The sequence below is a fragment of the Candidatus Culexarchaeum yellowstonense genome (assembly GCF_024707025.1).
Lineage (GTDB): Archaea > Thermoproteota > Methanomethylicia > Culexarchaeales > Culexarchaeaceae > Culexarchaeum.
The window spans coordinates 1-13,122 of sequence record NZ_JANGFQ010000036.1 but is presented as its reverse complement, the minus strand read 5'-3'; the positions used below and the strand labels follow the sequence as shown (position 1 = coordinate 13,122).

Annotated in this window: 16 protein-coding genes and 1 pseudogene; 5 read left to right on the top strand and 12 right to left on the bottom strand. The window is 39.7% G+C overall.

Annotated elements, in window-relative coordinates; translation table 11 throughout:
* Positions 1-267 (top strand): type II toxin-antitoxin system VapC family toxin (locus MRT15_RS06070; protein WP_304328881.1); only part of this gene is annotated, 267 nt, incomplete at its 5' end.
* Positions 268-851: 584 nt separating this feature from the next.
* Here MRT15_RS06070 and MRT15_RS06065 read toward each other — a convergent pair.
* Both MRT15_RS06065 and MRT15_RS06060 read right to left on the bottom strand, forming a co-directional pair.
* Entirely contained in the window at positions 852-1,355 is a 504-nt protein-coding gene (locus MRT15_RS06065) for a PIN domain-containing protein (RefSeq protein WP_304328879.1), read from the bottom strand.
* Positions 1,324-1,599 carry an AbrB/MazE/SpoVT family DNA-binding domain-containing protein gene (locus tag MRT15_RS06060; RefSeq protein WP_304328877.1) on the bottom strand — a complete coding sequence of 92 codons (276 nt, stop codon included), beginning with the start codon at positions 1,597-1,599 and terminating at the stop codon, positions 1,324-1,326. The genes MRT15_RS06065 and MRT15_RS06060 overlap by 32 nt, the downstream gene beginning before the upstream one ends.
* 405 nt (positions 1,600-2,004) lie before the next feature.
* On the opposite strand from MRT15_RS06060, the gene MRT15_RS06055 reads away from it, so the two are divergent.
* Together MRT15_RS06055 and MRT15_RS06050 are read left to right on the top strand one after the other, a co-directional pair.
* Positions 2,005-2,244, top strand: a complete 240-nt coding sequence (locus MRT15_RS06055) for an AbrB/MazE/SpoVT family DNA-binding domain-containing protein (protein WP_304328876.1) — start codon at positions 2,005-2,007, stop codon at positions 2,242-2,244.
* Complete coding sequence (locus MRT15_RS06050) at positions 2,226-2,681, top strand: PIN domain-containing protein (RefSeq protein ID WP_304328874.1); 456 nt, start codon at positions 2,226-2,228, stop codon at positions 2,679-2,681. The genes MRT15_RS06055 and MRT15_RS06050 overlap by 19 nt, the downstream gene beginning before the upstream one ends.
* Positions 2,682-3,023: 342 nt before the next feature.
* On the opposite strand, the gene MRT15_RS06045 is transcribed toward MRT15_RS06050, so the two are convergent.
* Positions 3,024-3,422 (bottom strand): PaREP1 family protein, encoded by a 399-nt coding sequence (locus tag MRT15_RS06045; protein ID WP_304328872.1) that lies wholly within the window; start codon positions 3,420-3,422, stop codon positions 3,024-3,026.
* A 365-nt stretch (positions 3,423-3,787) separates the two neighbouring features.
* Between MRT15_RS06045 and MRT15_RS06040 the strand changes: the two genes are divergently transcribed.
* Positions 3,788-3,919, top strand: coding sequence for a hypothetical protein (locus MRT15_RS06040; RefSeq protein ID WP_304328870.1), 132 nt, complete (start codon positions 3,788-3,790; stop codon positions 3,917-3,919).
* A gap of 96 nt (positions 3,920-4,015) precedes the next feature.
* Here MRT15_RS06040 and MRT15_RS06035 read toward each other — a convergent pair whose 3' ends face one another.
* The 4 genes and pseudogenes from MRT15_RS06035 to MRT15_RS06015 all read right to left on the bottom strand — a co-directional run bounded on the left by MRT15_RS06035 (position 4,016) and on the right by MRT15_RS06015 (position 6,867).
* Entirely contained in the window at positions 4,016-4,708 is a 693-nt protein-coding gene (locus tag MRT15_RS06035; RefSeq protein ID WP_304328868.1) for a hypothetical protein, read from the bottom strand.
* A 157-nt stretch (positions 4,709-4,865) separates the two neighbouring features.
* Positions 4,866-5,645: a HepT-like ribonuclease domain-containing protein gene (locus MRT15_RS06030; protein ID WP_304328867.1), complete on the bottom strand. Its 780-nt coding sequence runs from the start codon at positions 5,643-5,645 to the stop codon at positions 4,866-4,868.
* A gap of 244 nt (positions 5,646-5,889) precedes the next feature.
* Positions 5,890-6,322 (bottom strand): annotated as a pseudogene (locus tag MRT15_RS12570) (HEPN domain-containing protein).
* A complete protein-coding gene (locus tag MRT15_RS06015; RefSeq protein WP_304328865.1) occupies positions 6,319-6,867 on the bottom strand; it encodes a nucleotidyltransferase domain-containing protein in 549 nt (182 codons plus the stop codon). The pseudogene MRT15_RS12570 and the gene MRT15_RS06015 overlap by 4 nt, the downstream one beginning before the upstream one ends.
* 184 nt (positions 6,868-7,051) lie before the next feature.
* Here MRT15_RS06015 and MRT15_RS06010 point away from each other — a divergent pair, with 184 nt between their 5' ends.
* A complete protein-coding gene (locus MRT15_RS06010; protein ID WP_304328863.1) occupies positions 7,052-7,816 on the top strand; it encodes a hypothetical protein in 765 nt (254 codons plus the stop codon).
* 108 nt (positions 7,817-7,924) lie between these two features.
* Here the strand turns inward: MRT15_RS06010 and MRT15_RS06005 are convergent, their stop codons facing one another.
* The 5 genes from MRT15_RS06005 to MRT15_RS05985 form a co-directional block, all read right to left on the bottom strand.
* A complete protein-coding gene (locus tag MRT15_RS06005; RefSeq protein WP_304328861.1) occupies positions 7,925-9,127 on the bottom strand; it encodes a hypothetical protein in 1,203 nt (400 codons plus the stop codon).
* A 113-nt stretch (positions 9,128-9,240) separates the two neighbouring features.
* Complete coding sequence (locus tag MRT15_RS06000) at positions 9,241-9,414, bottom strand: hypothetical protein (RefSeq protein WP_304328860.1); 174 nt, start codon at positions 9,412-9,414, stop codon at positions 9,241-9,243.
* A gap of 331 nt (positions 9,415-9,745) precedes the next feature.
* A complete protein-coding gene (locus MRT15_RS05995) occupies positions 9,746-11,083 on the bottom strand; it encodes a UDP-glucose/GDP-mannose dehydrogenase family protein (protein WP_304328858.1) in 1,338 nt (445 codons plus the stop codon).
* Positions 11,076-12,065 carry a UDP-glucuronic acid decarboxylase family protein gene (locus tag MRT15_RS05990; RefSeq protein WP_304328856.1) on the bottom strand — a complete coding sequence of 330 codons (990 nt, stop codon included), beginning with the start codon at positions 12,063-12,065 and terminating at the stop codon, positions 11,076-11,078. Before MRT15_RS05990 ends, MRT15_RS05995 begins: the two co-directional genes overlap by 8 nt.
* On the bottom strand, positions 12,062-12,922 hold the full coding sequence (locus MRT15_RS05985; protein ID WP_304328854.1) for a UTP--glucose-1-phosphate uridylyltransferase: 861 nt from the start codon (positions 12,920-12,922) through the stop codon (positions 12,062-12,064). Before MRT15_RS05985 ends, MRT15_RS05990 begins: the two co-directional genes overlap by 4 nt.
* Between the last annotated feature and the right edge of the window lie 200 nt (positions 12,923-13,122).

Sequence of the window (13,122 nt, the reverse complement as noted above, 5' to 3'; positions counted from 1 at the left end):
TATCAGAGGGGGAAGATTAGGGATCCTGCTTCAGTAATGAAGATGTTTGAAGAGATTATGGGAGGCGTAGAGAAGTTGAATATTGAAAAGGGGATGCTTGAAGTCTTTGAAATAGTTGCAAAGAACAACATAACCTTCTATGATGCTTCATACATCTACATAGCTAGAAAGCGGGGGCTTAAATTGGTTACAGAAGACCATGATCTCTTAAATTTCCCTGAAGCAATATCATTGGAGACGATGCTCAAAGAACTAAAAATCCAATAATGTTTAAATCCTTAAACTCCATGTTAAGGTGTTTTGAGTAGCCTACAACTTTAATGCCTAACTCTCTCCTATAAAGTCTAGCTTTCACATCCCCCTATGCATGCATCTTTATTTTACTCCATTAACTTTTAATCATTCTAATTACTTTTCCAGATCAGCCTTTTTTCCTATCATATTCTATGAGTCTCTTACAAAGTTCTTCTAAGTATTCCCACTCATCATTTAAGCTCATAAGATTTTCCATATTTAATATGCCTATGGAAACATGAAGTCAAAGAGTACCTATACTTCTTAAGCCACCAAATAATATTCACCATATGTCTAAGCTTAGCTTACTCCAAAACTAATAAGGAATACTCTAAAGAATCTATGCAACTTCACATCCTCAATAAAACATTAACTCATAAGATTCACATTCCAATAGGTTACTCGATGAAACCATTAAAACCAAATCTTTTCATCATCAACAATTCCCTAGCCACATCACCAAATAAAGGGGGTATCCTCTTTAACTCCACATCTATCAGAAAAGATCCTTCCCATTGGATGTTGTGAAATCAACCTTAACCAATAAATTCTTGCACTCAATATCTCTGTTTTTCTGCAGTTTTGCGTTTAATGTACTCATGGTACTGTTCAATGAGCTCTTTTGGGAATGGGTTTAAAACTATTATGTCCTTAATCTTCTTGAGGTCTTCATCCAACGTGTACACTATGTTGTTTCCAATGTTCTTCGCCAATCTAATTATGTATCCATCCCATGACTCCACTTTATAATATGTTGCGTAATCAATGGTATCGATGGCATCTTCCAAGGATATGTAGGGGTAAAAGGCTGATGACCTTGTTTCCAACATCTTCACAAGAGCCTTCTTCACTTCCACTGCAGGTAGCTTCAAGTATCTTGTAGCAATATGGAATCCCCCTAAAACGGATGCTATGGGTATAGCAATACGCTTCCTCTGTAATAGCACTTCTGATAGGAAATTGACTGCTACCTCTTGTAATGGATTTCTAAATAGTGAAACGACGATTACACTTACATCGATTACTCCTTCAGGATAGTAAACCGAGCTTCCTCTTAGCATAATCCTCACTCATCCACTTCCATGCTCCCTCAACCTCTTCGGAAAATGGTTCAACCCTCATGCTAAGGGCAGTCTCCACCCACTCCTTAACTCTCTCCTCAAGATTCCTCGATACTGGCTCAATCACTATTCTTCCACCCTCAACTCTAATGAGAACTTCAGCTTCCCCCTCCACTCCAATCAACTTCCTGATACGTGATGGTATAACAATCCTACCCTGTTTATCGATCTTGGAATATTCCATTTATTTCACCAAATGGATTAAAATCATCCATAACTTATAAATTTATTCAGCATCAACCACATGTAAAGATGATTTAGAATAGTCTCTATTTAGCTTACCGAATTAAATGTAACACACTGCCCAACAATTTTAGAAGTAACAAACCCATGTCCTCTAACAACACCCTCATAATCTTCAGCTCTTGATGACTTTACTTCAGTAAACCATTTCCTCATTTAACAGCCACTTTCAATTTTCCCTACTCCTCTTAATTCGAGTGTTTACTATAGCGTTAGTAGTAGGCTTCTATCCTCTAAACTTGCTAGACAACTTCATGAAGTGACGGTATCTATCCTACATTTGAATTTTCTAACTTATGGTTAAACTTATAAGTTAGCTTAATAGACAATTATTCTGAATGTACATATGCAGAGGGAGGTAATTAAGGTTCATAGGAAGGGGATTATAGTTTTACCAAAGAGTATTAGAGAAGCCCTCAGCATCGAGGAGGGAACCCTCCTAGAACTTAGGGTTGAGAATGGCAGAATTCTGCTGGAACCCCTTGACCTCTGGGGGAAGGTGTGGAAGTGTTGTTCTGGTAGTGCTGAAGAAGCTGAGAAGGAGCTGGATAAAGAGGAGGAGAAGTTTTGGAGGAAGAGAGGGTGAAGGCGGCTGTTGTGGATACATATGCAATACTAGCCATGGCCTATGGAGAGCTTGGGGGAAATGCGGAGAAAGTCTTACTTCAAATTAGAAGAGGTGAAGTTGTTGGATACCTACCAGCCACAGTTGCCTACGAACTATCCATCCATTGGTTGAGGGGGAAGATCCCCACCCTCAAAAGCTTAGAGGAGCTTAAAACTTTCATCACAAGATACTTCAGGATAGTGGAGCTAAAGCTAAACGACTACATTGAATCTGCAAAAATCAAAGTGGAAGGTGATGAAATGCTTAGGGGGAGCCCAGAATTGGAAGGTAGATCTCTAAGCATCGTGGATTCCACAATAATATGGCTGGCATTAGAACTTAACGCACCAATTGTAACGGGAGATAAAGATTTATCACATGTTGCTAGGAGGAAAGGGGTAGAAATTATATGGTGATTATCCTGAAACTTGACATCTACAAGTTACCCCATAGCTAACTCTAATGTAGAAGTGCAACTCAATTCTCCAGCAAGCTTAAAGTTTCTTCCCTCGCCAACTCTTTAATGGTAAAGTAGTCATTTTTAGTTTAGATATTCCCTTTATAAACTACATGAGATGAAGAAACAAAAGCTTCAGCATAACTCTCAAGATTTTAATCTAAGTCCATTAAAAATCCTCAATGCAAACGTGATCGAGAAGTCTTGATAATTCATGTAAATCATACTTCCAAGTTTTAGATGAACATAAATATCCCGAACCTTTAATTAGGGTAACTTTAGAATAAAGGGGATATGGATTCTATAGGAGATTCTCGATGTCCCCTATGAGCTTCTCCACCTTCTTAAGCTCTTCCTCAACTTCATCTGGCGTTAGTACTCCACCGTAAAAGCCATCGTTATGAAGGACGCTCCTCCTAGCTTCAACTCTATCGTAAATCCCTAGCTTCGAAATCTCCGCGAGCTTGCTGGCAAGCTCCCTAAGTTTCCTCCTCCTATCCATATGAGTTATGGTTTCCCCATAACCATACTTAATGAGTAGTGCATCGACAACCTCAACAGTAGCCAGCCAGCCCTTCTCACATGAATCTCTAACCTTCAACGAATCGCCACTTTTCACCCCATCAGCTAACTCCTGAAAGGCTCTAGCAAGGATCTCCTTTGCTTCACGAAGCTTACTTAATGCATTCAACTCCTCCACTACTTACATACCTTTCACAAGTCCCTTATTAAACTTTAATGGCAGAGTGCACCGAAACCCCGATAATTATCCTAACAAGCTTAAACGCGTCCTCCTCAGCATTCACATAAAAGAACTAGTATGCTATTTTATGGAAGCCTCAATTAAGCTCTCATCTGCCGTATCATAATTTCAATGGCAAACCTCAATGCAAACATACATTTAAGCTTCTCAGCAAGCTCAATAGTCCTTTCAGATACTCATTCCCCAACAACAATATGAATCCTTAACAGCAACCCTATAGCTGAGCCACAATACTTATCGTATAAAGACTTCATAAGATGCTGTTTTGCATATGTAACAAAACTTAATTTGTTGATTTAACAATGCTAAAGAAAGTCGTTGAGGTTATCAGCGAGAAGGTTGGGAAGTGGTTTAGGTATTCATGGGATGCCGCATGGGTTTACATGGTTGGGGCTTCCATGAAGCAAAGCTCGATTCAAAAGCAGTTAAACTAAGGCTACCAAGCGTAGAGAGAATGACTCTAGAAGCGCAGAAAAGCATGGGGAGAAGCAATAAAGCTTTCCATCAAAGCATTCAATTGAAAGTGGAGTTTATTTTCGTTTGATTTTAACTTCCAATTCCAGTTTGGAGATATATTCCTCAACCCTTCTAAACCATTTATTAAATTCTTCCTCAATATTCTCCCTAGGATATTCACTATTGTAAAAGTATTTTATGTGGAGTGTGCTGATAAAATCGTTGAAGCTTGTTCTATAGGGCTCTGGTAATTCTCTTTTAATTAAATCCCATCTACTTATTTCCGTTGAAAGGTAAATCATCGATGCTATTCTGGCTGCATGGAAGAGGGCGTCGAAGGCTTCTCTGCAAATTCTATCTTTATCGAGAGGATTTACTGTTTCCAGTGCAAGCTTCAAGAGTGATGCTGCTACTCTCAATGAAGATCTAGCTTCTTCAAATGTTGGGTCTCCCAAATATTTGGCATATTCAAGTAGATATTTCCCCTCACCATACAATAGTCTAAAAGATCCCAATATGCTTCTGAGAAGGTCGCGTTTAAGGATTTTGCCAACTTCAAGCACTAATACATCAATATTTATGGGAGAATCCTCCAAATTTAAAGCATCAAGGTAACCGTTATACTCCTTCATCTTCCTCGTTATCACTAGAATATCGACATCCCTAGCATATTCAGGGGCGTAAACTGAAGAGCCGAATTGAACCACCTCAACTATGTCTGGGTCATACTCTAAAAGTCTCCTAGTAAACTCCCTTAAGTCAATCATTAAACCACCAAAATAATATGGTGTCTCTAAAATATTTAAGGATGACATGGCGCAGTGAATTCCAAAATCTCTGTAGTTTTGTATATGATATAGCCATTAATGAAAGATATTCCAACGAAAACTCAGCCTCCATTAGGGATTTTCCTCAATTTAGAATTCATGCTCTTGCATTAAGCCTGCTCATATCTTCCTCTAGGTCTAGGAGTTGGAGTATTGCTCTATATTTTAACTCGAAGAGCTTTGCATGGTCATCTACAATTATGGGTATTCCACTTAGCGCTTCCAAAACATGTTCTGGTGGTAGCATATCAATACACACTATGTCTACGTCCTCCTCGGCGACTCCAAGGGCTTTTGCAGCATCAACCACAAGTTCTCCAAGCATGTATAAGTTGCATTGTGGCTTCATGAGTACTGCTATATCGTAATCCCCTTTGAGGGTGTAGCCTTTCACCCTACCCCCATATAAGAAGGCGAGTAGAACTCTACCACTAAACACACTTCTAAGCTTTTTAGCTAGTTCTGTAGTGTCCTCGTTATGGGGGTCGATAGGCTTACCCTTAACACCCCCTAATACTGTAGATACAATTCTAGGTGCATCCACCTTCAAACGTTCTGCAAATTCAGCAACCTTATCCCTATCAACGATGGCATAGGCATGTACAAGGACGTTTCTCAACCCAGCCATAGACTTCAATAACCTTGCCTCATCATCACTTATAACACCATGTTCCCTCAAAATATAGCCTATCTCCGAGTATGCCTTCGGCCTCCTCCCATCAAGCGCAGCTATAATCATTAAACATAAATCTAGAAGCGCCTGAATAATTAGTTGAACAAGCCTCTCAATACCCCTATAACTCTTCTCACCCTCCAGCTCCCTTACAAGCCCCCCTATTAAATTAGCCTGCCTCTCAATCCTCTCCAATATATCCATAAATACACACCAATTAACAACCCTAATTTTAAGCACTTAAGCACTATTAAAACTTACTTAAAACTTTAGATTTCTTCAATTCAATTTAACCTAGAAAAAATGTTGAGTAATGACTTCTACAATTCACAAGCAATATATTTTATATTGTTTTAGTCTTATAAAAGCAATTTAACTTAATGTCAATTCGATAATCTAATTAGACATATGAATTAATTCAAACTCAGTGTAAATGGTGTTTTCTTGCCTACATGTTTTTCGCAACTTCATCATAGAGTTTTGCTACTAGTTTAAGGGTGTGTTCTGCCCATGTTAAGGCTTCTTCAGCATCCTCCATCGTGTATAGCTCTTCTGGTGGCGTCCCCGATTCTTCATCTCCATACATTGATGGCTCCCTCTCCCCTCTCAGTTTCCTCGATATCCTTGCCAATTTTGGTATTTCAGTTTTAAACCAATCTGGGAATCTGTCAATTTCTCTCCTTAGTATTGGGCCGACATCATGCCATTTTGGCAGTTCTATGCCTACGAGCCTCAGAGAAGCCTTTTAATGCCAATTCAACTGCCTCTTGACATTGTCTAACAACATATGCATAGTTCCCACTTTTCAACGCCTCCTCAGCATGCTTTACTCTCTCTTCTGCTTGCCTTACGTATGATTTGGCCATAGCCATGTTCTTCAAATTTCTATCACCTCTCCAAACTTGTACCCCTTCTTAAGCACCCAGTACCAGAGCTTCCCAATATACTTCCTTTCAGCTCCAAGTTGCTTAAGCTTCTCCGCCAACCCTTCCAAAACCTTCTGCATAAATTTACCCTCATCATAAATTATGACTGCATCTATAACCATATCGAGGTATATTGGTCTATTCTTTGTAGCTTCCTCCACATCCAGTATTATTGGGGAGAAGTCCGTGTAGACCCCTTTAGACCACAAATTCTCCAGTAAATGCTCCACATATTGCTCAGCTTCCTCGAACAGTTCAAACTTCTTAAACCTAGATTTCGGAAGCCCCCTACCCACGATCAATAAATCTATATCGCTATCACTCCTAACTTCACCTCTAGCCACAGAACCATAAACCACTAGGGACACAAGCTTATCACCCCAATTCTCAATTAAAGCTTTCAGAAGTTCAGAAACAAGCGTCTTATAGGGCTCAGAGATATATTCAATGCCTATTCTAAACCTCGGTATAGTTGAAATTACACTACTATTATTCTTCAAATCCCCCTACCTTCCAGCTAAATGATTTCCATTGTCATGTTTATAAACTTTGATTCAAATAATTCCATAGCCCCCTATTCAAATAATATTTACATGCAGAGTTTCATTTGCTATATTTTCGTATATATCTCATTCTGGAAAAAATTTTAAGTTCATTTAAGTCATAAATTATTTGGTGAATTCTATGAAGGTTTTGCATGAATTTGTGCCTACGAGGAAGTTCTTGAAGAAGGTTGAGGATGTTAAGGATCTTGTTGATGGTTGGAATATAACTGATAGTGCAGCTGGCATTCCTGCGCCAAGTGGTACCGCTGTGGCTTGTGTTTTGAAGAATAAGTATCCAGACAAAATTGTGATGCCAATCTTCATATTGAATTATAAGGGTCCCGTGGAGGTAGGGGCTTTAGCATTAGCTGCTGAAGCTGTGGGTTTAGATGGCATAGTTTTAACTATGGGTGATGAGCCTAAATATGGAGACCCCCTAGGCCCAAAGTATTGGAAGAAGACGGAAGATGCTAGGGATTTCTTGAGGAGGGAAATAAAGATACAGACTTTAAAGCTTGGATGCCTCTTATCTCCAAGACCTCAAAAGGATAGGTATGGTGCAAGAACTTTTGATTCTAAGGATATGGTTGAGAGGGTGAAAACTGGATGGGATTTTGCATTCTTCCTAAGACTTACCCCGGAAACTCTACCATTACTTGAGGAGGTATCTAAAGAGCTTAAAAAGATGAACACTCCCCTATACACATACATACTAATACAGACTCCCCGCAATGTGGATATGTTGAGGCAAATTGGTTGGGTTCCAACGACAACAATCGATAAAGCTGTTGAATTTGCCGAAAAACTTGAGGGTATTGTTGATGGAGTTATAGCAACATGTGCAGGTGATTATGAAGGGGACTTAGAACTTCTGAAAGCATTACAGAAAATTAGGAAGAAGTAGTGTCCAAACAGAAATTCAAACATAATGTTCTTATCCTTAATACAACCCAAACATTTTTACATTATCGCTTCAAATGGATATTTAAGCTAAACGCTTTAACATTATAAATTAATCTACAATTTTCCCTATCACAAGCTCTACACCTTTCTCCTTAGCTATCTTCATTATTTCCTTTGCTGCATCGCTCTTCGCTGTAAGTATCACCAGCATCTTCCTGGGCTCCTTAGAGTACTTAGCCTTAACAATTTCAGCTTTCCTAAGAAGCTTCATTATCTCATTGGATGATTCTGCATAGCTTGTGGCTTCGCCAACTATTAGGGGGTCTTCGAGGAAAATATTTATCTCCTCTCCATTAATAAAGCCTTTGACAAGTTCGGCGCCTTCGGGTATTTCGCCAGACCTCTTCAAACTTGCAGATAGAAATTTCCTAACAAACTCTTCGAATGTAAGGCCTGCGAACTTGCTCATCTCGCCAAAGCCACTTATCATGGCACTCTCCAAGGAGTCTACACGTTTCTCCAGCCTATATTGCCCCTCACTAATCCTCCTCTGCTCTTCTTGAATCTGACCGATCACCTTAAGCATCACATTAAAGTCTTCTCTGAGCTTGATGAGCTCCTGTGCATGCTTCTCAAGTATCTCATCATGCCTCTTAAATCCTGATATCATGTCTTCCCTGAGCTTTGTAATTTCATTTGCATGCCTCTCAAGTATTTCGTCATGTCTTTTAAATCCTGATATCATATCTTCTCTGAGCTTAATGAGCTCTTGCGTATGTTTCTCAAGTATTTCATCATGTCTCTTAAACCCTAAAATCATGTCCTCCCTAAGCTTCGCAATTTCATCTGCATGTTTCTCAAGTATTTCGTCATGTTTCTTAAATTCGGAAATCATGTCCTCCCTCAGCTTGACGAGCTCTCGAGCATGTTTTTCAAGCACGTCATCATGTCTCCTAAATCCTGAGATCATATCTTCCCTAAGTTTCGCAATTTCATTTGCATGCCTCTCAAGTATTTCGTCATGTCTTTTAAATCCTGATATCATATCTTCTCTGAGCTTAATGAGCTCTTGCGTATGTTTCTCAAGTATTTCATCATGTCTCTTAAACCCTAAAATCATGTCCTCCCTAAGCTTAATGAGCTCCACTTCATGTCTATCTAATCTGTGAAGTATCTCTTCGAACCGTTTATCATGCCTTTCCAATCTGCGGAGTATTTCCTCAAAGCCGAGCATACCCGCTACTGCATAGCGAAACTCCTCATCTTCCTTCAATAAGGTGAATACCTTAGACTTAAGGTCACTAAGCTCCACTGGACAACACCATATAGCTATAAACTTAGTAGTGAAATATAAACAATGTGTTCTGGCTAGCTTTGCAGACTAGTGTTTTGGCGAGTACATTCCTAAAGCTGTTATATAGAACTTCAAACATAATTAATGAACTTCAACTTGCAGAAACATTCATCCTTAACAATTTCATCAGTCTCCTTCAACAACATGTACTCCTCAACAGTCAAGAAAACATCTTCAAGGAAATTCATCAACTCATCAAGCTTCCTCCCAATCTCCTCAATCTTCACCAAAACAGCCTCACTCAAAAAACCACCATAACACACTATTTTAAAACATCTATATAAACACTCCCCACAAACTCCCATCAACTACACAAACAACACTAACATAAAAGATGCCATCAAAACCGAAACCAACAATAAAATCATCAAAAGCAAAAACTACAAATTCAATAAAAACAAATATCAACCTGAAACCTACAATTCCTTACCTGCAAAAATCACCCCCACAATTTTAATCTCATTTTCAAATCTATATGGATACTTCACTTAAAAACATTAAAAGACCATTACTTAAACAAATAATTCAACCATAATTACATAATGAGACAATTAAACCCAAAACTCTCTAACGTCACTATAAATAATTCAACCCTATTGCTTTAAACTTCAACATTCTAGAGTATACTTCTGGTTCATACATTCTTCTACCATCCACAACTGCTGGATTCCTCATCAACCTTATGAAATCCTCTGGTTTAAGCTTCCTAAACTCATCCCACTCAGTAACAATTATTGCGCATTCCGAATTCTTCAAGCACTCCTCAACACTACCAGCATACTCAACATCCCCACCAAAAATCTTTTTAGCATTATCCATGGCTTTTGGATCGTAAACAACCACTTTAGCCCCCTCCTCAACAAGCCTCCTAACAATCCTTATGGATACTGCATCCCTCATATCATCAGTTCCAGGTTTAAATGCCAATCCCAAAACAGAAACCCTCCTCCCATGAAACCCTCCAATAAGCTCCCCAGCCAACTCAACAACCCTATACGGCTGACCCCTATTAACCTTCAACGTAGCCTCTACAAGTGGTAGCTCCACACCATTCTTAATGGCAAAATCCAATAGAGCTTCAAGATCCTTCCTAAAGCAGCTTCCACCCCAACCTGCACCAGCCTTAAGGAATAATGGGCCAATCCTCTTATCAAGACCAATTCCCCTAGCAATAACTTCGACATCTGCTCCAGGAATCTTTTGGCATATGTTTGCAATCATATTTATGAAGCTAACCTTCATAGCCAAAAACGAGTTATTAGCATACTTAATCAACTCAGCATTAACAGGGGTAGTCCTAATAATTGGTGGAAGATCATCACCATAAAACTCCCTATAAATTTCTTCGAGGAAGTCTCCAGACCTCTTATCAACCTCCCCAATAATTATCCTATCAGGCTTAAATGTATCTTCAACGGCATTCCCCTCCCTAAGGAACTCTGGATTCACACATAACCCAAACCCCTCACCACACCTCCTCCCAGAAGTTTCCTCAATAATCCTCCCAACAACATTCTCAGTTGTGGTGGGTAGAACTGTACTCTTAACAACAATAAGATGCCACCCACTCTTCAAGCGTAATGCTTCACCAATCATCCTAGACGCACTCTCAACATATGTTAAGTCTATGCTACCATCATCCCTACTAGGCGTCCCAACAGTTATGAATGTAACTTCGGAGTTTAAGACTGCCGTTTTCGGGTCCTTCACAGCCTTCAAATACCCCTCCTCAACAGCCCTCCTCAATAGTTCATCCAATTTGGGTTCGAAGAATGGTGCCCTACCACTATTAACAGCATCAACCTTAGCTTCATCCACATCATAGCAGATAACCTTAAACCCCCTTGAAGCTAGGCATGTTGCAGTCGTTAAACCCACGTATCCTAATCCGAAGAATGATATCCCCCTAACCATTTAATTGCCTCCTAAACCATTCTATCGTGTACTTCAATCCATCCTCCAAGCTGATTTTCGGCTCCCAGTTTAATAGTTTTCTGGCTTTACTTATGTCTGGGCATCTCCTCCTAGGATCGTCTGGTCTAGCTTCTGTGAAGACGATTTTTGAGGATGAGCCTGTCAACCTTATTATCATCTTCGCAAGATCAATTATTTTCACTTCATTTTGACTTCCAATATTCACAACCTCACCCCTCACACCATCATTTATAAGCATCTTGATTAATGCGTTGACTGTGTCTGTTACGTATGTGAAGCTTCTCGTCTGCATTCCATCACCATGAATTGTTAGAGGTTCATTCCTCAATGCTTGCATTATGAATCTTGGGATAACCCTAGCATACCTGGATTCGGGGTCTAATCTTGGGCCATATGAATTGAATATCCTTGCAACTCTAACATCAACGCCATACTGCCTATAATAAGCCATACATAAAGCTTCACCAAACCTCTTAGACTCATCATAACAACTCCTCAAGCCAATTGGGTTAACTTTACCCCAGTAATCTTCAGGTGTGGGTATGATTTCAGCGTCGCCATAAACCTCGGAGGTAGACGTGTATAGCACTATTGAGCCTTTCCTTGCAGCTTCAAGGCAATTCAACAATCCAAGGCTGTTTGGAAGCATAGTGTCTACGGGCCTCCTCATGTAATCGTCTGGTGATGGTAGACTTGCACCATGAACAATGAAATCAAACCCCTCCGGATGATACTCTGAAATGTCAGCTTTAATGAATTTGAAGTTCCCATATTTCTTCAAGTGCATTATATTCTCAACCCTACTAGTTGATAGGTTGTCTAGGCATGATACATTGGCTCCGAGGATTGTGAGTGCTTCACAGAGCCAGCTACCTAGGAATCCTGCACCCCCCGTTACAAGTATCCTCCTACCCCTAAACAAATCCCCACTAAACTGGCTTACAATTAGTTCAACGCTCATTTCCCCTCCCCCAGAGAATATTCATGGGAAAGCTTTATAGCCTCCCAATAAGTTTCAGGCGTACCAATATCAAGCCTAAGCTCATCAGAATTAAGTTTAACAGCCACAACCCTACGACCACGATCTATAAGACCTTGAATTGCATCAGTAAGCTGAATCTCGCCACCAACACCAGGGCCAAGTCCCTCCAAAACATCAAAAACCTCAGACCTAAAAATATAGAATGGCATTATAGCGAGATTCGATGGAGGCACAGTAGGCTTCTCAACAACCCTCAAAACATTGAAAACATCGCCAGAACCCTCCACAACAGCCACACCATAACCCCTAGGATTAGAAACCTCCTGCAAAAGCAAAACAGCTGAAACATCCCCAGAAAATGCATCAACCATCCTCCTAATAAATGAATTACCCTCAGAAATAATATACGTATCACCAGCACAAACCATGAAAGGCTCATCCCCAACGAAAAACCTAGCTACAAGAACAGCATGACCAAAACCTTTAGGCTCAGGCTGATTAATAAAAGCAATCCTAGAATCCTCAACCATACGATAAAACCTACTAAGCTCAGCAGCCAAACCACTCTTACCCCTATCATTAAGCCTCCTAACAAAATCCCAATCAGGCGTAAAATGATCCTCAACACTCCTCTTACCACGACCAACAACAAAACAGAAATCCCTAAAACCAAAACAATACAACTGCTCAAACAAAGCCTGAAGAAGAGGCTTCAAAACAGCCCCCTCCACACCCCTAACAAAAATTGGAAGCATCTCCTTAGGAAGCTCCTTACTCATAGGCAAAAGCCTAGTACCAAGACCAGCAGCAGTAACAACAACCTTCCTAATATTCAAACATTATCACATCCACAAAAACTCTATTAAAATTTAATTTAAGATTTTTCGTAACAAAATTCTATAGTTTAAAAAGGATTTTCTTGGCTTTCCATCTCGGTTTCATCATGTTCATCCTAAGACTTATTCACTTAGCTATTCCCAAATATTGTAAAATTTCCACTCCTATTAACCTAAATACTTCTTTCTCTCTTCTTCAG

Excerpts from the sequence above, each read along its gene's own strand:
- MRT15_RS06065 (WP_304328879.1), bottom strand. The coding sequence starts at position 1,355 with ATGCTAAGAGGAAGCTCGGTTTACTATCCTGAAGGAGTAATCGATGTA.
- MRT15_RS06040 (WP_304328870.1), top strand. The coding sequence starts at position 3,788 with ATGCTAAAGAAAGTCGTTGAGGTTATCAGCGAGAAGGTTGGGAAGTGG.
- MRT15_RS06030 (WP_304328867.1), bottom strand. The coding sequence starts at position 5,645 with ATGGATATATTGGAGAGGATTGAGAGGCAGGCTAATTTAATAGGGGGG.
- MRT15_RS06010 (WP_304328863.1), top strand. The coding sequence starts at position 7,052 with ATGAAGGTTTTGCATGAATTTGTGCCTACGAGGAAGTTCTTGAAGAAG.
- MRT15_RS05995 (WP_304328858.1), bottom strand. The coding sequence starts at position 11,083 with ATGGTTAGGGGGATATCATTCTTCGGATTAGGATACGTGGGTTTAACG.
- MRT15_RS06055 (WP_304328876.1), top strand. The coding sequence starts at position 2,005 with ATGCAGAGGGAGGTAATTAAGGTTCATAGGAAGGGGATTATAGTTTTA.
- MRT15_RS06035 (WP_304328868.1), bottom strand. The coding sequence starts at position 4,708 with ATGATTGACTTAAGGGAGTTTACTAGGAGACTTTTAGAGTATGACCCA.
- MRT15_RS05990 (WP_304328856.1), bottom strand. The coding sequence starts at position 12,065 with ATGAGCGTTGAACTAATTGTAAGCCAGTTTAGTGGGGATTTGTTTAGG.
- MRT15_RS06060 (WP_304328877.1), bottom strand. The coding sequence starts at position 1,599 with ATGGAATATTCCAAGATCGATAAACAGGGTAGGATTGTTATACCATCA.